Source organism: Streptomyces sp. NPDC007157 (assembly GCF_040634235.1).
In the GTDB taxonomy this organism is placed as follows: Bacteria; Actinomycetota; Actinomycetes; order Streptomycetales; family Streptomycetaceae; genus Streptomyces.
In genome coordinates this window covers 126437-145256 of record NZ_JBEYFE010000019.1, presented here as the reverse complement: position 1 = coordinate 145256, position 18820 = coordinate 126437, and the positions used below count along the sequence as shown (strand labels likewise).

Annotated in this window: 17 protein-coding genes and 2 pseudogenes; 11 read left to right on the top strand and 8 right to left on the bottom strand. The window is 70.8% G+C overall.

Annotation, left to right across the window (positions count from 1 at the left end; all coding sequences use genetic code 11):
• Positions 1–68 precede the first annotated feature (68 nt).
• From ABZ642_RS30675 to ABZ642_RS30660, 4 genes are all read left to right on the top strand, one after another.
• A complete protein-coding gene (locus ABZ642_RS30675) occupies positions 69–968 on the top strand; it encodes a S1 family peptidase (RefSeq protein ID WP_360489690.1) in 900 nt (299 codons plus the stop codon).
• 123 nt (positions 969–1091) lie between these two features.
• The gene (locus ABZ642_RS30670; RefSeq protein WP_360489689.1) at positions 1092–1940 is read left to right on the top strand and encodes a slipin family protein; all 849 of its coding nucleotides are present in this window, start codon (positions 1092–1094) and stop codon (positions 1938–1940) included.
• Between the two features lie 231 nt (positions 1941–2171).
• The gene (locus ABZ642_RS30665; RefSeq protein ID WP_360489688.1) at positions 2172–3251 is read left to right on the top strand and encodes a S1 family peptidase; all 1080 of its coding nucleotides are present in this window, start codon (positions 2172–2174) and stop codon (positions 3249–3251) included.
• Between the two features lie 236 nt (positions 3252–3487).
• Positions 3488–5566, top strand: coding sequence for a SpoIIE family protein phosphatase (locus ABZ642_RS30660; protein WP_360489687.1), 2079 nt, complete (start codon positions 3488–3490; stop codon positions 5564–5566).
• 82 nt (positions 5567–5648) lie between these two features.
• On the opposite strand, the gene ABZ642_RS30655 is transcribed toward ABZ642_RS30660, so the two are convergent.
• Together ABZ642_RS30655 and ABZ642_RS30650 are read right to left on the bottom strand one after the other, a co-directional pair.
• On the bottom strand, positions 5649–6077 hold the full coding sequence (locus tag ABZ642_RS30655) for a hypothetical protein (protein WP_360489686.1): 429 nt from the start codon (positions 6075–6077) through the stop codon (positions 5649–5651).
• The gene (locus tag ABZ642_RS30650; protein WP_360489685.1) at positions 6037–6309 is read right to left on the bottom strand and encodes a LysR family transcriptional regulator; all 273 of its coding nucleotides are present in this window, start codon (positions 6307–6309) and stop codon (positions 6037–6039) included. Before ABZ642_RS30650 ends, ABZ642_RS30655 begins: the two co-directional genes overlap by 41 nt.
• Before the next feature lie 105 nt (positions 6310–6414).
• On the opposite strand from ABZ642_RS30650, the gene ABZ642_RS30645 reads away from it, so the two are divergent.
• A complete protein-coding gene (locus ABZ642_RS30645; RefSeq protein ID WP_360489684.1) occupies positions 6415–6897 on the top strand; it encodes a nuclear transport factor 2 family protein in 483 nt (160 codons plus the stop codon).
• Positions 6898–7084: 187 nt separating this feature from the next.
• On the opposite strand, the gene ABZ642_RS30640 is transcribed toward ABZ642_RS30645, so the two are convergent.
• Complete coding sequence (locus ABZ642_RS30640; protein WP_360489683.1) at positions 7085–7951, bottom strand: helix-turn-helix transcriptional regulator; 867 nt, start codon at positions 7949–7951, stop codon at positions 7085–7087.
• A 216-nt stretch (positions 7952–8167) separates the two neighbouring features.
• On the opposite strand from ABZ642_RS30640, the gene ABZ642_RS30635 reads away from it, so the two are divergent.
• Positions 8168–9148, top strand: a complete 981-nt coding sequence (locus ABZ642_RS30635; RefSeq protein WP_360489682.1) for an aldo/keto reductase — start codon at positions 8168–8170, stop codon at positions 9146–9148.
• A gap of 84 nt (positions 9149–9232) precedes the next feature.
• A pseudogene (locus ABZ642_RS30630) lies at positions 9233–9415 on the top strand (aldo/keto reductase); the annotation flags it as partial.
• Positions 9416–9514: 99 nt separating this feature from the next.
• On the opposite strand, the gene ABZ642_RS30625 reads toward ABZ642_RS30630, so the two are convergent.
• Positions 9515–10495, bottom strand: a complete 981-nt coding sequence (locus ABZ642_RS30625; protein WP_360489777.1) for an ImpB/MucB/SamB family protein — start codon at positions 10493–10495, stop codon at positions 9515–9517.
• Between the two features lie 5 nt (positions 10496–10500).
• Positions 10501–13953: a DNA polymerase III subunit alpha gene (gene dnaE, locus ABZ642_RS30620; RefSeq protein WP_360489681.1), complete on the bottom strand. Its 3453-nt coding sequence runs from the start codon at positions 13951–13953 to the stop codon at positions 10501–10503.
• A gap of 430 nt (positions 13954–14383) precedes the next feature.
• On the opposite strand from dnaE, the pseudogene ABZ642_RS30615 reads away from it, so the two are divergent.
• The 3 genes and pseudogenes from ABZ642_RS30615 to ABZ642_RS30605 form a co-directional block, all read left to right on the top strand.
• A pseudogene (locus ABZ642_RS30615) lies at positions 14384–14598 on the top strand (MarR family transcriptional regulator); the annotation flags it as partial.
• 169 nt (positions 14599–14767) lie between these two features.
• Positions 14768–15628 carry an alpha/beta fold hydrolase gene (locus ABZ642_RS30610; RefSeq protein WP_360489680.1) on the top strand — a complete coding sequence of 287 codons (861 nt, stop codon included), beginning with the start codon at positions 14768–14770 and terminating at the stop codon, positions 15626–15628.
• A 363-nt stretch (positions 15629–15991) separates the two neighbouring features.
• On the top strand, positions 15992–16441 hold the full coding sequence (locus ABZ642_RS30605) for an N-acetyltransferase (RefSeq protein ID WP_360489679.1): 450 nt from the start codon (positions 15992–15994) through the stop codon (positions 16439–16441).
• A gap of 21 nt (positions 16442–16462) precedes the next feature.
• Here ABZ642_RS30605 and ABZ642_RS30600 read toward each other — a convergent pair whose 3' ends face one another.
• Positions 16463–16597, bottom strand: a complete 135-nt coding sequence (locus ABZ642_RS30600) for a hypothetical protein (protein WP_360489678.1) — start codon at positions 16595–16597, stop codon at positions 16463–16465.
• Between the two features lie 140 nt (positions 16598–16737).
• Between ABZ642_RS30600 and ABZ642_RS30595 the strand changes: the two genes are divergently transcribed.
• Complete coding sequence (locus ABZ642_RS30595; protein ID WP_360489677.1) at positions 16738–17352, top strand: methyltransferase domain-containing protein; 615 nt, start codon at positions 16738–16740, stop codon at positions 17350–17352.
• A gap of 47 nt (positions 17353–17399) precedes the next feature.
• On the opposite strand, the gene ABZ642_RS30590 is transcribed toward ABZ642_RS30595, so the two are convergent.
• Together ABZ642_RS30590 and ABZ642_RS30585 are read right to left on the bottom strand one after the other, a co-directional pair.
• On the bottom strand, positions 17400–17900 hold the full coding sequence (locus ABZ642_RS30590) for a DUF402 domain-containing protein (RefSeq protein WP_360489676.1): 501 nt from the start codon (positions 17898–17900) through the stop codon (positions 17400–17402).
• A complete protein-coding gene (locus tag ABZ642_RS30585) occupies positions 17881–18810 on the bottom strand; it encodes a GNAT family N-acetyltransferase (protein ID WP_360489675.1) in 930 nt (309 codons plus the stop codon). Before ABZ642_RS30585 ends, ABZ642_RS30590 begins: the two co-directional genes overlap by 20 nt.
• Positions 18811–18820 lie beyond the last annotated feature (10 nt).

The window sequence follows — 18820 nt, the reverse complement described above, 5'->3', positions numbered from 1 at the left end:
TCCCTGGCTGCGCCTCACGGGCCCCGACCCCACGCGGGCCCCCTGATTCCCCTGGGAGGGAACGAAAAGTGAGGATCAAGCGCACGACCCCCCGCAGCGGTATCACGAGACGGACCCGGCTGATCGCCGTGGGCACCGGTTTCCTGGCCGCGGCAGCGTTCGCCGTCCCCACCGCGAGCGCGAGTCCCGTCCACACCTTCAGCGCGAACGAACTGAAGGCCGTGAACAGCTCCGTTCTGAAGGCGGACGTCCCCGGCACCGCCTGGGCCGTCGACAGCAAGACCAACCGTGTCGTCGTCACCGCCGACTCCACGGTCTCCGCCGCCGAGATCGCCAAGATCAAGCAGCAGGCGGGCGCCGACGCCGGCGCGATCACCGTCAAGCGCACCCCCGGCACCTTCAAGAAGCTGATCACCGGCGGTGACGCCATCTACGGCGGCGCCTACCGCTGCTCGCTCGGCTTCAACGTGCACAGCGGCAGCACGTACTACTTCCTGACCGCCGGACACTGCGGCGAGGTGGCCTCGACCTGGTACAGCAACTCCGGCCACACCACGGTCCTGGGCACCAACGTCAGCTACAGCTTCCCGACCAACGACTTCGCGCTGGTCCGCTACACCAACACCTCGATCGCGCACCCGAGCGCGGTCGGCAGCCAGACCATCTCCAGCGCGGCCACCCCGTCCGTCGGGACGACGGTGTACCGCCGCGGTTCGACCACCGGCACCCACAGCGGCCGGGTCACCGCGCTCAACGCCACCGTCAACTATGGCAGCGGTGACATCGTCTACGGCATGATCCAGACCACGGTCTGCGCCGAGGGCGGCGACAGCGGCGGCCCGCTCTACGGCGGTTCCGTCGCCTACGGTCTGACCTCCGGCGGCAGCGGCGACTGCACCTCCGGCGGTACGACCTTCTTCCAGCCGGTCACCGAGGCGCTGAGCTACTACGGCGTGAGCGTCGGCTGACGATCCTCCCGGATCCGTTCTCCCAGTGGACCCCCGTACGCAACCGGCGTGCGGGGGCTCCCCTTTGACGGGGTGCCGGAGTTACCGTCGAAGGACCATTGGAGTCACCCCCTGGGGGCCGGCATGGTCGAGGCGCTGGTGGCGGCCGGAGCCGCTCTCGTGTCCGTCGGAGCGGTCTACGCACTGGCCGCGGCACGGGTCGTCAGACAGTACGAGCGAGGCGTGGTGTTCCGCCTGGGCCGGCTGCGACCGGAGGTGCGCGAGCCCGGGTTCACCATGATCGTCCCGTTCGTGGACCGGCTCCAGAAGGTCAACATGCAGATCGTCACAATGCCCGTGCCCGCGCAGGAGGGCATCACCCGGGACAACGTGACCGTACGGGTCGACGCGGTCGTCTACTTCAAGGTGACCGGGGCCGCCGAGGCGATCGTCCGGGTCGAGGACTACCGGTTCGCGGTCTCGCAGATGGCACAGACCTCGCTGCGGTCCATCATCGGCAAGAGCGAGCTGGACGACCTGCTGTCGAACCGCGAAAAGCTCAACCAGGGCCTTGAGTTGATGATCGACAGCCCGGCCGTGGAGTGGGGCGTCACCATCGACCGCGTCGAGATCAAGGACGTCTCGCTGCCCGAGACCATGAAGCGGTCGATGGCCCGGCAGGCCGAGGCCGACCGGGAGCGCCGGGCCCGGGTCATCAACGCCGACGCCGAACTCCAGGCCTCCAAGAAGCTCGCGGAAGCGGCCAAGGAGATGTCCGAGCAGCCCGCCGCGCTCCAACTGCGGCTGCTGCAGACGGTGGTGGCGGTCGCCGCCGAGAAGAACTCGACCCTGGTGCTGCCGTTCCCGGTGGAACTGCTGCGGTTCCTGGAGCGGGCCCAGCAGCAACTGCCGCCCGCGGCGGACGGGTCCCCGGTGAACGGGGCCAAAGGTGAGCCGGGCGAGCCTGGAGGGGCGAATTCCGGCCAGCGGTAAGGGTTACTCTCCGCCGAAGGTTACTCGCCCGTAGTGTTTGCAGTGCGAATCCTCCAGGGGTGACTGTGAACGGCCCGGGCACAGGGGGCGCACAACATCCGCGCACGCGAGTCCTGAAGTCGACCTTGTGTGCTCCCTGTGGGTGTCGGAATAGTAGGCGCCCGTCAACCAGCCTTCCGGCCCCGAGGTCCCCACAACCTTTCGGGCCGACCCCCCACAGGAGGACATGAGTTGAAGCACCGACGCATACCCAGGCGCCGGGCGGCCCTGGCGGGCGCGGGGATAGCCGCGCTCGTCGCCGCCGGAGTGACCTTCCAGAGTGCGAACGCCAGTGAGCCCACCAAGACCGCCGGACCGCAGATCCTGTCCGTGCCGGCGGCCGGAAAGCTCGCCTCGACGCTCGTCGCCGACCTCGGCACCGACGCGGCCGGCACGTACTACGACGCCAAGGCGAAGAGCCTCGTCGTCAACGTGCTCGACGACACCGCCGCGCGGACCGTCGAGGCCGCCGGGGCCAAGGCGAGACTCGTCGCCAACTCCCTCGCCGAACTCGACGGCGCACGGACCACGCTGAAGCAGGACGCCACCATCCCCGGTACCTCGTGGGCGACCGACCCGGTCACCAACAAGGTCGTCGTCACCGCCGACAAGACGGTCGCCGGGACCGCGCTGAGCAAGCTCACCAAGGTCGTCGACGGACTCGGGGAGAAGGTCGAACTGCGGCACTCGAAGGGGGAGTTCAAGCCCTTCATCGCCGGTGGTGACGCGATCAGCGGATCGGGCGGGCGCTGCTCGCTCGGCTTCAACGTGGTCAAGGGCGGCGAGCCGTACTTCCTGACCGCCGGGCACTGCACCGACGCCATCTCCAGTTGGTCGGACTCCTCCGGCAACGTGATCGGCCAGAACGCCCAGTCCAGCTTCCCGGGCAACGACTTCGGTCTGGTCAAGTACACCTCCGAGGTGGACCACCCGAGCGAGGTCGACCTCTACGACGGCTCCACCCAGAAGATCACGGGCGCGGCCGAGGCGACCGTGGGCATGAAGGTGACCCGCAGCGGCTCCACCACCCAGGTCCACGACGGCACGGTCACCGGGCTCAACGCCACCGTGAACTACTCGGAGGGCACGGTGAGCGGGCTCATCCAGACCGACGTGTGCGCGGAGCCGGGCGACAGTGGCGGCTCGCTCTTCTCGGGCAGCAACGCGATCGGCCTGACCTCGGGCGGCAGCGGCGACTGCACCTCCGGCGGGGAGACGTTCTTCCAGCCGGTGACGGAGGCGCTGTCGGCCACCGGCACCCAGATCGGCTGACCCGCGCCGAATCCCCGAGATGCCCCGCCCCGGTCCGAGGGGCGGGGCATCTCCGTGTCGCGCGCCGGGCGGCGCGAGCCGGAGGGGGCGCGAGCCGGAGGGGGCGCGAGCCGGAGGGGGCGCGAGCCGGAGGGGGCGCGAGCCGGTACGGCCTTGTCGTGCGCACGACGCGATAGCCGGGCGAGGGAGCGGCTCATCGGGGCTCGGTGCAGGCTGGACTAGGGAGGTGGGTTGCCGTGGCGCACAACGAAGCCGTCTCGCTGGGCAAGGGTGCCGCAGTGCTGGAAGCCCTGTTCCACCAGTCGCCTACCGGCCTGCTGATCCTGGACACGGAGCTGCGCATCCTGCGGCTCAGCCTCACCAGACCGGATCTGCACGGAGCGCCCCACGACCGGATCGTGGGCCGGTACATCACCGACGTGTACGACCTTTCCGCACCCAGTGAGGTGGAGGCGATGCTGCTCAGCGTGCTGGAGAGCGGCAAGCCGGTACGGGGGCGACTCGTGGGGGTGCGGCGGAAGGGCACACCGGGGCCGGAGTACCTGTTCTCCGTCTCGGCGTCCCGTCTGGAGGACGCACAGGGGAGGGCCTGGGGCGTGCTCACGGAGATGCTCGATGTCACCGAGTGCGAAAGGGTCGGTCTCCGCATGCGGGTCCTCGGCTCCGTGCGCGAGCACGTGGGACGGACCCTCGACGTGGTCGCCACCTGCGAGGAGCTGGCCCAGGCCGTGGTGCCGGACCTCGCCGACATCGTCGTGGTGGAAGTGGTGGACGCCGTGATACGCGGCGAGGAACCTCCGCTGAGCCCGCTGGGACCGGAGGTGCCGCTGCGCCGTGCCGCCTACCGTCACAGCGGCGGCGAGGAGCAGATCCAGGCACACCCGGTGGGCGACGTACGGGCCCTGCCCTTCCCCACGCCCTACGCCCAGACGCTCAGCGACCTCAAGCCCCGCCTCGTCACCCTGACCCCCGACACGCCCTGGCTGGCGGCCGACCCGCCACGCGCCAGGGCCATCCGCGCCTCCGGTGCCCGCCTCCTCATCACGGCACCCCTGACCGTGCGCGGAACCGTGCTGGGACTGCTGAGCCTGTACCGCACCGACCACGCCGACGTCTACGACCAGGGCGATGTCACCCTCGCCCTCGAAGTGGCCGCTCACACCGCGCTGTGCATCGACAACGCCCGCCGCTACACCCGCGAACACACCATCGCCCTGACGGTCCAGCGGCACCTGCTGCCACCCCAGCCCGCGCCGCGGAGCACCGTCGAGACCGCATACCTGCATGTGCCGTCCGAGGCGGGCGGGGGCGGCGGGTTCGACACCTTCGCCCTGTCCGGCGCCCGCACCGCAATGGTGGTCGGCGAAGTCGCAGGCGAAGGCATCCACGCGGCCATCACGATGGGACAGATGCGCACCGCCGTCCACTCCCTGGCCGCTCTCGACCTGGAGCCCGACGAACTCCTCGCCCGCCTCAACGACACCGCCGTCAGCCTCGCCGAGGAACGCGTGGCGCTGCCGCCCGGTGACCCCCTGCCCCTGACGGGAAGCTGTCTGTACGCGGTCCACGACCCGTTCGCCCAGACCTGCACCGTCGCCCTGGCCGGGCATCCCCCACCCGTCATCGCCCATCCCGACGGGACCACCGAGCTCCTGGACATGCCGAGCGGACCTCCCCTGGGCAGCGCCGCGGGCCCGCCCTTCGCCGCCACCACGGTCTCCGTCGCCGACGGCAGCGTCCTCGCCTTCTACACCGCGGCCCTGCTGCACGCCTCACCGGCCCCGGACACCCTGCGACGGGTGCTGGCCCACCCCGGGCGGCCACTGCAGGACCTGTGCGACGACGTGCTCTACCGGCTGCGGAACGACAGCCGGAACAGTGACATCATCCTTCTCCTCGCCCGCGCCCACCGCTTCCCCGCCGACCAGGTCGCCACCTGGCATCTCGGCCACCACCCCAAGGCCGTCGCCACGGCCCGCAGCCAGGCCCGCCACCAGCTCGTGCGGTGGAGCGTCGACGAGGAGACCGCCTACACCACCGAAATGATCGTCAGCGAACTGGTCACCAACGCGGTCCGCTACGGCGCCCCGCCCGCCCGGCTGCAGCTCATCAAGGACCGCACCCTCACCTGCGAAGTCCACGACAGCAACTCCCTCGCGCCGCGGCTGCGCCATGCGAAGACCGCCGACGAAGGGGGGCGCGGCCTGTTCATCGTCGCCCAGCTCGCACAGAACTGGGGCGTCCGCCATACGCCCGACGGCAAGACCGTATGGGCCGAACAGATCCTCCCGCCCCCGGACCGCCGCCGCCCGTAGCCATCGGCCGTGCACCGCCGGTTCGCGCCGCCGGCGGGTCACGTGCCCGGCAAGGAGGAAGGACCGCTGTGGGTGACGGCCGTCAGCCGGCGGCGGGGGTGACGGTGGTCTCGGCGGTGGGGTGCGGCGGCGCCGACGGCACGATGCTGTTCGCCAGGTCGAGGAGGTTCGCGATCCGGCGGTCGCGCGACTCCGCCGGCCAGGCGAGCCGGAGGTCGGTGGGGGGCAGGTCGGTGACGGGAATCCCGACCACGGCGGAGCCGAGCCGGTCCGTCACGCTGTGGCCCACGACGACCACGAGCCGTCCGAGTGCGACGCGGTCGGTGAGTTCGTCCAGGCCGGTCGCGGGGGGCTCGGGGGCGTAGGCGGGATCGCTGCGCAGACGAGCCAGGGAGATGTCCGGGAGCCCGGCGAGGGGATGGTTCGCGGGCAGCAGCGCGACCGGGTACTCCTCGCCGATGTCGCTGCTCTCAAGACCGAGGGGGTCCTCGGTCGCACACAGCAGGGCCATTTGCCTGCAATGCGTTGCGGGACTCGACCAGGAGGACCTGGCCCGCGGAGGTGAGGTCGACGCGTCGGCTTGTCCGTTCGAACAGCGTGACGCCCAGGCGCCGCTCCAACTGCGCGATGGCCCGGGACAGCGGCGGGGGCGCGATGCCCAGCTGTTCGGCGGCTCGGCTGAAGTGCAGTTCCTCGGCTACCGCGACGAAGTATTCGAGCTGCCGAACCTCAAGGCGATCCATACCTCCAGGGTAATGATCCGCGCCGAAGTCTGCATCGCTCTCCCCGTCGACCAGGCGGCACGCTGGGCTCGTTCTCGGACCGACAAGAAGTCAAGAGGAGAGAAGATGGACGACGAGCGCGCGGTGGCCCAGGTGCTGGCCCGGTATGTGCGAGCGGTCGACCACCGCGACGGCACGGCGATGTCGGCGCTGTTCGTGGCGGACGCCGTGGCCGAGAGCTACTACAACAACGGCGGTACCCGGGAGAAGCTCGCCGAGCTCACCGGGGCCGAGACCATCGGCAAGGCCGTCGCCGGGCTGATGGCCCCGCACCCGCCGCGCGGGTGGAGCCACCACACGACCCACGACCACATCATCGAGGTCGACGGCGACGAGGCGACGCTCGACGCCCAGTTCGTCGTCTTCAACATCCAGGGGCACGAGCGTCCGGCCGAGGGCTGGCCCGCGGGAGCGTCCGGCGCACAGGGCACGATCACCCCGATCGAGTCGGGCTACTACCGGCCGCGACTGCGCAGGGTCGACGGAGTCTGGCGCATCTTCCACCACACGATCCTCCTCGACCAGCCCCTGGTCCTGCCCGGAGGGTGAGATGCGGGCGATCATCCACCGGCGGTACGGCGGCCCCGAGATCATCGTCCACGCACGCCAGGGCACCGGCCTGCCCCTGTCCCGCGGTACCGGGCCCATGCACCGCCCCGCGCCGGGTGCTCTTTCACCGGCCGCACGAACAGCCGCGTGACGACCGACCTGGCCGCCTCGACCGGATGGGCCGGAGTCAGCCGACGGTGGGCGCGCTGGACCGGTGGGCGGTGGCCCAGGACGCGAGGAAGCGCAGAGCCTCGTGCGAGGGAGTACCGGGTTCCGCGGTCAGGACGGTGAGCTGCTGGTCGGGGTCGGTGGGGCAGGCGAGGGTTTCCCAGTCGAGGGTGAGGTCACCGGCCACCGGGTGGTGGAAGGCCTTGGTGCCCATGGCGTGGTGGGCCACGTCGTGAGCGGCCCACCACTCGCGGAACTGCGGATCCTGCGCGGAGAGCTCCTCGACGAGTTCATTGAGCTGGGGGTCATCCGGGTTGTCAGCGGCTTCCATGCGCAGAAAAGCGACGGTGGTACGGGCGACTTCTTCCCAGTCCGTGTACAGCTTTCTCATCGCGGGATCGGTGAATACCAGCCGCGCAGAATTACGCTGCTTTTCCGGGATCTGTGAGAAGTCCGTCATCAGGGCCGCGGCGAGGGGATTCCAGGCGAGGATGTCCATGCGTCGGCCGAGGACGAGAGCGGGGGTGTCGATGAGATTGTCGAGGAGCCGTCGCATCTGCGGACGGACGTTCTGTGCCGGGCGCCGACGTGGCCGTGCGCTTTCCTTCCCGGCCAGTCCGAGCAGGTAGTCGCGCTGGTCGTCGTCCAGGCGCAGCACCCGGGCCAGGGTCATCAGGACCGGGGTGGAGGCCTCTATACGGCCTTGTTCCAGGCGGGTGTAGTACTCGGTGCTGATCGCCGCCAGCAGCGCCACCTCCTCCCGGCGCAGGCCCGGGACCCGGCGCAGGGTCCCGTTGACGGGCAGCCCCATGGATTGGGGGCTCAGCTCGGCACGGCGGGCCTTGAGGAAATCCCCCAGCTCGTTGAGGTGTGCGTCCCTGCTCATGCGCGCCACGGTACTGCCGGATCCGCTCCGGCACAGCACGGCTGGGGGGTAGAGATCTCTACCTGGAACATTCATTCCCGGTAAGGAACCCTCCCCTTTGCGGAGGTCTCTGAGCATGTGACGCTGAATGCGCGACCGGGCAAAAACGAGGCGGCAGCGTCTCAAAAATAACCGCCCGAGTTTTCCCGCAACGAAACTGATAAGCGGAGTTCTGTGATGAAGCACATCTCTCTGGGCGGACTCGATGTCTCTCGGATCGGCCTGGGAGCCATGACCATGGCCGGCACCTACACGACGGGCGGAGCACTCGATGACACCGAGTCGATCCGCACCATCCACCGGGCGCTGGACCTCGGAGTCACCCACATCGACACCGCCGAGATCTACGGCCCCTTCCACAGTGAGGAAATCGTGGGCGAGGCCATCAAGGGCCGGCGCGACGACGTCGTCGTGGCGACGAAGTTCGGTCTCGTCTCCCACGCCGGTGGCGGCCCCGGCGTCGTCGACAGCAGCCCCGCGAACGTGAAGGCCGCGGTCGAAGGCTCGCTCAAGCGGCTCGGCACCGACCGCATCGATCTCTACTACCAGCACCGCGTCGACCGCAGCACTCCCATCGAGGAGACCATCGGTGCGTTGGCCGAGCTGGTCGCCGAGGGCAAGGTGCGTCACATCGGGCTGTCCGAGGCCGGCCCCGAGACGATCCGCCGGGCACACGCCGTGCATCCGGTGGCCGCGCTGCAGACCGAATACTCCCTGTGGACCCGCGACGTCGAGGACGAGATCCTCCCGCTGCTGCGTGCGCTGGGCATCGGGTTCGTTCCCTACTCGCCGCTCGGGCACGGCCTGCTGACCGGCCAGATCCGCACCGTCGCCGATTTCCCCGATGACGACTGGCGCAAGACCAACCCTCGTTTCACCGGTGAGAACTTCCAGCGCAACCTGCGCATCGTCGACGAAGTGCAGGCCATCGGCGCCGAGATCGGCGCCACCCCGGCCCAGACCGCGCTGGCATGGCTGCTGACCCGCGGCGACGACATCGCCCCCATCCCCGGCACCCGGCGGGTCTCGCGCGTCGAGGAGAACACCGCCGCCGACGGCATCGAGCTCAGCGCCGCTCAGCTCGACCGCCTGAACAACCTCACGCCGGCCTCGGGCGAACGCCACGACGAGGCGAACATGGCCAGCGTCGACCGCTGATCGCTGATCGCTGACCGCCGACGCGACACGCTCCGGAAAGACGAGGCCATGCAATAGACACGTCCGGGGTCCTCGGGCCTCGGCATCGGCCGCATCGCCCTGGGCACCATGGGTTTCGGCGACGGATCCCGGGAGAAGCGGGCCCTCGGCCACGACGCTGCCGCACCGTTCCTCCGGCAGGCACTCGACCTCGGGATCACCTTCTGGGACACGGCCGACATCTACAGTTTCGGCGCCTCGGAAGAGATCGTCGGGAACTGGGCCCGCAGAACCCAACCACCCAGCGCCCGGTCAAATGCCCACCCGGGAATACACCCCAGGGCACTCACGGGAACGCCAGGGACAAGGGGTTCTTGGCGCAAGCGGTCAGTTCGCCAGAGCTGCGGGGCGTACAGCCTCCGGGCCGAAACGCCGCCGGGCGCGGTCCGCGGCGGCTTCCGCTGCGTGGGCGCGGGCATCGCTGGGATCCAGGGAGAGCTGGCGGTAGGCGCTGTCGGCCGGCAGCAAGTCATCGGCACGGATCGCGAAGGCACGGACTCGCGCTCGCTGCAGCCCCAGGGCGGTCAGCAGACCCAGGGCAGCCGCGGCAAGGGCGGGCGAGTGGTTGGTGGGTTCCGGCAGGGTGCGCGTGCGGGTGCTGGAGCTGCGGTCGGCGTATCGCATGGTGAGGGTGAGCCGGCCGGCGACCTGGCGCTCGCCGCGCAGGCGTTGGCCGATCCGGTCGGCGAGTCCCAGCACGGCGCGGTGGTGCTGGGCCGGGTCGAGGCAGTCCCGCTCCAGTACGAGGTCGGCGATCAGGTGTTCCGCCGGTTCCGCGGGGACGACCGGGCGAGGGTCCCGGCCGCGGGCGCGTTCGGCCAGCAGCCGGGCGGGACCCGCACCGAGGAGCCGTTGCAGGGTCGCCGGGGGCAGGTCGGTGATCTGGCCGATGGTGTGCAGGCCGTATCTGCTGAGCGTTTCCGCCATGGCGCGGCCGACGCCGGGCAGCGCGGTGACCGGCCGCGGATACAGCCAGTCGGTCACACGGCCGGTGGGGACCCAGGTGGTGTCTCCCGGCGCGGACGCGTCGGCCGCCATGGCGGCCAGCATGCGGTTGCCCGCGAGCCCTGCGCTGCTGTCGATGCCGTAGAGCGCCTTCAGCCTCATCATCGTCGTCTGGACCATGTCGTAGGGAGACAGGTCGAAATACCGGAGCGCCGAAGTCAGGTCCAGTTGTACGGCGTTGGGCGGGACGGCCTGGACGTGGGGCGTGATTCCGGACACCAGTTCGATTATATCGGCGTACTGAGCCTCATTCAGTGAGGCGTGCAGGTGGAGGTGGACGATGTGCCGCTGCCGTGTGGTCACCTCGCTCATCCCGCGCTCCCGGGGCTTCGGTGGCCGAACTTCTTCAGGTCGGCCGAGCGGGTGCCGGCGGGCTGGAGGTCGGCGTAGGGGTGCAGGCGGGCGCCCGCGGTGCCGTCGGTCAGGGTGCGGTGCGGCTGGGCCGGGGTCGGGTGCGGGCGGCTCGCGCCGAGGAGGGCGAGGGCGGCTTCGGGGCCGTTGTCGCGGCGGGCGGCGGCGATCTCGTCCAGGTCCCAGGCCATGGTGCCGACGACGGTACGGCGGGTGCCGCGCACCTGGACCGTGCCGCGGACCAGGAGCAGTCCGCTGTGGAAGACGGTGTGCGCGCAGGCCGGGTGGGAGTCCTCGAAGAAGGCCAGGTCGACCAGGCCGGAGCCGTCCTCCAGGGTGACGAAGATGATCCGCTTGCCGCTCGCGATCGGCGGGGTCTGGGTGGAGGCCCGTACCCCTGCGACCAGCACCTGCTGTCCGGCGCGCAGTCCGGCCAGATGGGTCGCGTCGGTCGCGCCGATCTCGCGCAGCAGCCGGTGGTGGTGCTCCATCAGGTGCCGGGAGATGTCGATGCCGAGGGTGTTCAGCTCCGCGCTCAGCGCCTCACGGCCGGTCATCTCCGGCAGACCGCTCGGCTCGGCTCCGCCGACGGCGTCCGCGGTGATGGGCAGTTGGCCCTCGTGCGCGGAACGGTTGCGGGACTGCCGGTGCAACTCGGCGATCTGGAGCAGCAGATCGCGCCGGGTGAGGCGGCCGTCGTGGAGACCGTTCAGGGCACCGATCTCGGCGAGGCGTTCGGCGACGGGTCTGCTGGGGTGTGCCCGCTGCCAGAAGTCCGACAGCGATCCGTACGGCTGCCCCTCCTCGATCCGCGCACACTCCTCCTCGCTGATGCCGTGCACCGCGGAGAGGGCGAGACGTACACCCCACTGGTCCCCGTCGGCCTTCTCCACGGTGTGCCGGACCCGAGAGCGGTTGACGTCGACGGGCAGGACGGGGACCCCACGGCGACGGGCGTCGGAGACGAGGACCCGCTTGGGCCACATCCCGGGGTCGTGTTCGAGAAGGCCGGCCAGCAGGAACGCCGGATAGTGCGCCTTGAGCCAGGCGCTCTGCAGAGCGGGTACGGCGAAGGCGACCGCGTGGGCCCGGCAGAAGCCGTACGCCCCGAAGGCCTCGACGGTCCTCCAGACCTCGTCCCGGACGGCCGCGCCGTAGCCACGCGCGCGGGCCCGTTCGTGGAACCAGTCCCTGATCCTGGGCAGCTGCTCCTTGTCGCCGAGCGCCCGCCGGGTGATCTCCGCGAAGGCCCGGTCGCAGCCGGTCAGCACCGAGAGCGTCTCGATGATCTGCTCGTGCCAGATGGTCACGCCGTAGGTGTCGGCGAGCACCGGTTCGAGGTCCGGGTGGGCGTAGTCGGGTGTGCCGCCGTGGCGGGCGGCGATGTACCGCTCGGGCATGCCGCCGGCGACCGGCCCGGGACGGAAGAGGCTGATGTCGGCGATGACGTCCTGGACGTCGCGGGGCTGGAGCCGGGAGAGCAGGTCCTGCTGGCCGGGGGACTCCAGCTGGAACAGGCCCAGGGTCTGGCTGGCCTGGATGAGCTTGAACGCGAAGACGTCGTCGAGCGGCACCTGCCGGGGGTTGTCGAGGTCGATGTGGTTGCCGGTGGTGCGTTCGATCTCGGTGACGGCGTGGGCCATCGCGGACTGCATGCGCACGCCCAGGACGTCGAGTTTGATGTTGCCGAGCGCCTCGATCTCCTCCTTCGCGGCCATGGCCATGGGGTAGTCGCCCTGCGGGGTGGGCTGCACGGGCAGCCGGTCCAGGAGGGTGGCGTCACTGATGACCACGCCACAGGGGTGCATGGCCATGCCGTGGACCAGGGAGTCGAGGCCTTCGGCCAGCTCCCACAGGGGGCCGTAGCGGTGTGCCTCGGCCGCCAGCTGCCTTAGCTCGGGCAGTTCGGCGAGGGCGCCGGTGATGTCGGAGGCGCGCAGGTGCGGGAAGCTCTTGGCGATCCGGTCGATCTCGGCCGGCGCGATGCCGAGCGCGAGGCCGGTGTCCCTGAGCGCCCTGCGCGCCCGGTAGGTCTCGGGCATGGCGGTGACCGCCACCCGCTCCTTGCCGAACCGTTCGAAGATCGTGTCGTAGCACTCCAGGCGGCGGGCGGACTCCACGTCGATGTCGATGTCGGGCAGGGACGCCCGGCGCGTGCTCAGGAAGCGTTCGAACAGGAGGCGGTGGTCGAGCGGGTTGGCGGTGGCGATGTCCAGGGCGTGGCAGACCAGCGAGCCGGCACCGGAGCCGCGGGCGGCGACCCGGATGCCCTTGGCCCGGATGTCGGCGACGACCTGGGCCACGGCGAGGAAGTACGAGTCGTAGCCCAGCTCGGAGATCACCTCGAGCTCTTCGTCCAACCGGTCGAGCGCCGTACGGTCGCGGTCGAGGCCGCGCCCGGCCAGGCCGGCCTCGCACTGCCCGCGCAGCAGCTGTGCGGCTCCGCCCGCTCGGGGCTCGGCGCCGAAGAGCGACGGTTCCGGGAAGTGCCGAGCGCCGAGCCCGAGGTCGGACACCGGATCCACGGTGCACGCGGTCGCGGTGTCCGCGGTGTCCGCCAGGAGCCGGCGGGCCCGGCGGATGTCTCCTCCGGCGCATTCGACGATCATTCGCGCGACGGTCTCCATTCCTCGCTCGTCCTTGAGCCAGCGCTGTCCGCTGTCCAGCCGGCGCCGGTCGATCGGTCTGAGCAGCCGGGCCGCGTCCAGGACGTCGGCGAGGCGGTGCTGGTCGGGGTCGGCGTAGCGGACGGCGTTGGAGAGCACCGCGGTGGCGCCGGTGCGGTCGGCCAGCGCGAGGGTGCGGGCGGCCAGGCGCAGGGACCCCGGACCGGTGCCGGAACGTTTCTGCGCGACGGCTTCCAATCGAACATCCCTCCCGAAGATCTCCGTCCAGGGCGCCAGCAACCTCATCGCCACGTCCTCCCGGCCCACCGACAGCGCCCGCACCGGCTCCGAGAGCGGCCCGAGCAGCACGGTCAGGCCCGGGCCGCCGTACTCGCGCAGCGCCTGCCACGGCACCACCGGCGGTGTACCGGACACGGCACCGACATGGGCGGCCGAGGTGATGCGGCACAGCCGCGCCCAGCCCTCCCGGTTCTGTGCGAGCAGCGCGAACCGCAGCGGCGGCTCCATGACGTGCGCGCCACCGCGCGCCGGGGTGCGGCGGCGCTGGGCGGGTGGCGGGGGCGCCAGGGCCGCCACCGCCAGGTCGATGCCGAAGACCGGCCGGACCCCGTCCTTCGCGCAGGCCTGCGCGAACCGCACGGCCCCGGTGACCGTGTCCCGGTCGGTGAGTGCGAGCGCCGGCATGCCCCGCTCGGCCGCCCGTCGGACGAGCTGCTCGGGGTGGGAGGCGCCGTAGCGGACGGAGTAACCGGACGCGACGTGCAGATGGGCGAAGCCCGTCATGCCGCACCTCCATCACTCCACCCCTTTTCGGTAGTACGCCCGACATATTCATCGTACGCTCGTTCGATTACTCTAACCTCATCAGCCCAGGTAGGCGACTGGAATCGAACGCGTAAACGATTCTTTGGTGGCGTGGGCGGCGAGAGGGGAGGTGCCGCTCCGTCACCCCTCCCTCCCGCCGGGGCGGTTGGGACTCCAGGTGGCCGGATGGTGGCCGCTTGTAGCTATATCGACGCTTTCTGTTACGGCGGTGGTGCCGGCTGGCCCCCGAAGGCGGCGCCGGCGCATCGCGAGGGGTCGTCGCCCGCGGCTTCGAGGGGCTCGCGCCCGCCCGCGACTCCGCCTTCGCGCGGCTCGCCCCGGGCGGGGTGACCGTCACCGGGCTCGCGTATCTCGGGATGGCCGTCATGCCGGGCGCGCTGCGCATCTCGGGGTGACCGTCGCCGAGCCCGCCGCGCACCTCGGGGTGGCCGAGCGGGCGGCAGGTCGGCTTGTCGACGAAGTCGTACGCAAGGGGTGGCGGAGGAGGTGGCCGTCGAGGTCGTGCGGGACTGGAGTGACGCGCTGGGGGAGGGTGAAGTGCGCGTGTTGCGCGAGGGTTTGGCGCGTATCGCACCCTATGGTCCCCACAGGCCCGGCTGGTGACATCCCATCAGGTGCATGGCGCGCGACCGGTTACTCGGAAGTTTTACCGACGCGTAACTTCACGCTTGCACTACTCGTCCGTAACTTGATGGGTGAACAGCATCCTCGTGATCCGGATCACAGGGCGTAAGGCCGTCGCAACTCCCTTGAGCCGCAAGGAGATCACACGATGCTGCCCTGGAAACGAGTGCTCAGACCCCTGACCGCACTGCTCTTCGCCGCCGCCGTCGCCACCGTCCCCGCCGCCACCGCCCACGCGTCGAGCGCCCCCAGCAGCGGCTGGAACGACTACTCCTGCCGCCCCTCCGCCGCCCACCCCCGCCCCGTGATCCTGGTCCACGGCACGCTGGGCAACTCCGTCGACAACTGGCTCTCCCTCGCCCCGTATCTGGAGGACCGCGGCTACTGCGTCTTCTCCCTCGACTACGGCCAGCTGTCCGGCGTCCCGCTCTTCTACGGCCTCGGCCCCATCGACAAGTCGGCAGAGCAACTCTCCACCTACGTCGACAAGGTGCTGAGCGCGACCGGTGCCGCCAAGGCCGACCTCGTCGGCCACTCCCAGGGCGGCATGATGCCCCGCTACTACCTCAGGTTCCTCGGCGGCGCCGCCAAGGTGAACGCCCTCGTCGGCCTCGCCCCCGACAACCACGGCGCCACCATCAGCGGCCTCACCAACCTGTTGCCGTACTTCCCCGGCGCCGCGGACCTGATCAAGGCCAGTACCCCCGGACTCGCCGACCAGATCCCCGACTCCGCCTTCCTCGCCAAGCTCAACGCGGGCGGCGACACCGTCCCCGGCGTGCACTACACGGTCATCGCCACCAAGTACGACGAGGTGGCCACCCCCTGGCAGAGCCAGTACCTGAGCGGCTCCGACGTCCACAACGTGCTGCTCCAGAACCTGTGCTCGCTCGACCTCTCCGAGCACGTGGCGATCGGGCTCTTCGACCGGATCGCCTTCCACGAGGTGGCCAACGCGCTCGACCCGGCACACGCCACCGCCACCAGCTGCGCGTCGGCGTTCAGCTGAGCGGCCCGCCCAACTGAACGCCGCCGGGGCCTGTCCGGCCTGAGCCGCCGGTCAGGCCCCGGAGTCATGAGGGATCAGCGCCGGTGCGCCCGCCGCCGTGCGGACAGGAAGAGTGCGCCGGCGACGGCGGCCCTGCGGCGTGCTGCGAACATGCGGGAACTCCTCGGAACGGTCCTCGGAACGGTCCTCGGGGCGGGCTCGGTCCCGCCGGGCAGGATCCGGTCGGGCTGGATCCCGTGGGGGGCGATCAGAAAGCTAGCCCCAAGAAACCGTGAAATCGCCTGCTGGGAGGGGGCGAAGGAGATCCTTATGGTCGTCTTAAGGGAGTGCTCAGGCTGTGCTGAGGTAGCTAGCGTTTCCGCCATGACGAACGACGAGATCCGGCCCGCCCGGGCCGCCGACGTACCGGCCGTGAAGGCCGTGACAGACATGGCGTACCACCACTACATCGCCCGCATAGGGGTGGTGCCGCAGCCCATGGAGGCGGACCACATGGCGAATGTGGCCGCGGGCCGGGTGTTCGTCGTCGGGGAGCCGGTGATCGGGCTCGTCGTCATCGAGGTCCACGACGACCATCTGTTCCTCGACAGCATCGCCGTCCACCCCGACGCGCGTGGCCAGGGGGTGGGGCGGCGGCTGCTGGAGTTCGTGGACGCACGCGCGCGTGCACTCGGCCTGTCCGAGGTCAGGCTCTACACCAACGCGCTGATGTGGGAGAACCAGGAGCTCTACCCGAGGTACGGCTATGAAGTCGTCGGGCGGCGCGTGGACGGGCCGTACGACCGCGTCCACTACCGCAAGCGGCTGGGCTGAAGGGGGCGGGGACGGGCGCGGTCAGCCGTCCGGCCACCAGGTGCGTGCGATGTCCTTCCGCACCTCCGGGCGTCCGGCGGGGCGCTCGTCGGCCTCCTCGCGGATCCGGCGGCGGTCCGTCTTCTTCAGGGGCTTCTGCACGGTTGCGCGGCGCATGGCTGCCTCCTTCAGTGCCTACCGAGTTCCGTGGTGTCACGGAGGTAGACCCTTTCGGCGAGAGTTCCTCATCGGTGCCGGTCTGTCAGTGGTCGCTGTCACACGGACCGAGTGTCAGTGGTGGGTGTCACGCTGGGGGCATGACGAACGAGAGTGATCGGACAGTTGCGGTGAGTGTCGACTGGGATGCGCAGGCCGCCACCTTCGACGCCGAGCCGGATCATGGGCTGGGGCCGCCCGAGGTGCGCGCGGCCTGGGCGGAGCGGCTCCGGACCTGGCTGCCCGGACGCCCCGCCGATCTCGTGGATCTCGGCTGCGGCACCGGCAGCCTGGCCCTCCTCGCCGCCGAGCAGGGCCATCACGTCACCGGGGTCGACAGCTCGCCGGCGATGGTGGAGCGGGCCCGCGCCAAGCTCGCCGGCCGTGACGCGGTGTTCCTGCTCGGCGACGCGACGGCACCACCGGTGGGCGAGCGGCTCTTCGACACCGTGCTCGTACGGCATGTGCTGTGGGCGCTGCCCGACCCCGCGCGCGTGCTGCGGCACTGGCGCGGCCTGCTGCGTCCCGGAGGGCGGTTCGTGCTGGTGGAGGGGGTGTGGGGGACCGTGGCCCCGGTCGGCATACCCGCCGAGCGGCTCACCGCCCTCCTGGCGCCGCTCGCCGCGGACGTGCGCGTGGAGCCGCTGTCGGCGCAGGCGGTGCTGTGGGGCAAGGCGGTGAGCGACGAGCGGTACGCGGTGGTGGCGACGGTGTGACGGCCAGCAGGGGGTGTCAGCGACGGTGTGACGGCCGGCAGGGGGCGTCAGGACAGCAGGGCGTCGAAACCGCCTTCGCGGGCCAGGGCCTCCAGCGTGTCGAGTGCCGTCACCGCGGCCGTGGCGGCGGCCGGGTCACGATCCGCCAGCCCGCTCTCGGCGAACTCGTCCTCGTCCAGCCGGCGTACGTCCGTGCCGTCGGCGGACCGCCACAGGTCCAGGTCGAGGTCCTCGACGACCAGTTCACCGCCGGTGAGCGTCGCCGGGCGGGTGATGTCGCAGTACCAGCCCTTCAGCGTGCCGTCGGCGGCGCGGACCTCCTTGACCGCGTACCAGCGGTCGCGCCAGTAGAACTCGGTGAAGACATCGCCCTGTTCGAAACGGACGAAGCCGAAGTCGCGGGGCGTGTCACCGGCCCACGGCGCGCGTACGGCGATCCGGGTGCCGTCGTCGTGCAGCAGCTCGGCGGGGTAACGGATCTTTGTCCGGCCCGCCTTGACCAGGACGACGTCCACCGTGGCAAGCGGCTCAGCCGAGTTCGCGGACATACCTGACCTCCGTCGCGCAGATGTCGTACCCGAACCACTTGTTGATCGCCAGCATCGGGCCGTTGCCGCTGTCGTTGCCCGTGAACGCCTCCGTGCAGCCGGCGGCGCGGGCGCGGTGCAGGGAGTCGTTCTTGGCGAGCTTGGCCAGACCCCGGCCGCGGAAGGCCCGGGCCGTGCCGGTCATGACGGTGCCGTACCGGGTGCCGCCGTCGGTGCGCGCCGCGCTGAACGCCGCGGGGCGGCCGTCGACCAGGACGACCGAGGTCAGCTGCCGGCTGAACAGGGGATGCCGCCAGGTACTGTCCAGCCAGGCCTCGTAGTCGGCGAACTCGGTGTCGATGTCGCTCGGTTCGTCCAGCGTCGTCTCCGCGTCGAGGGCGAAGAGCGGACGCGGGTCGTCGGAGAAGTCGGCGGCGGAGCGGAGTTCGACGCCGGGCGGGGGAGTCCGGAGCGGGGGGAGTGTGCCGTGCGCGAGGTCGAGGCGGAGGAAGTGGGCGGCGCGGCTGGCCGTGTAACCGCGGCGCTCGGCGAAGGCGCGGTGGGACGGGGCGTCCAGGACCCAGGCGTACGAGGTGGTCGCGCCGGCGTCCGACAGGTGTGCCTCCGCCGTACGGACGAGGAGGGCGCCGGCGCCCCGTCCGGTGCGCTCCGGGTGTACGTACACGTTGGCGAAGCCCTGGCCCGGCTCGGTGCTCTCGTGGGCGAGGCCGACCTGGGCCGTGCCGATGATCTCGCCGTCCTCCTCCGCGACCAGCTGACGGAACCGGGCGTCGGGATGGGTGCGCGTCAGGTCGTGGACCAGGGACTCCGGGGTGAACAGCAGGTAGGGGAGAGTGAGCCGCCGGACCAGGGCGAAGCCTTCGGCGTCCGACCGGACATCGGGGCGCAGATCGCGCACGATCACTGTCATGGGACGCACG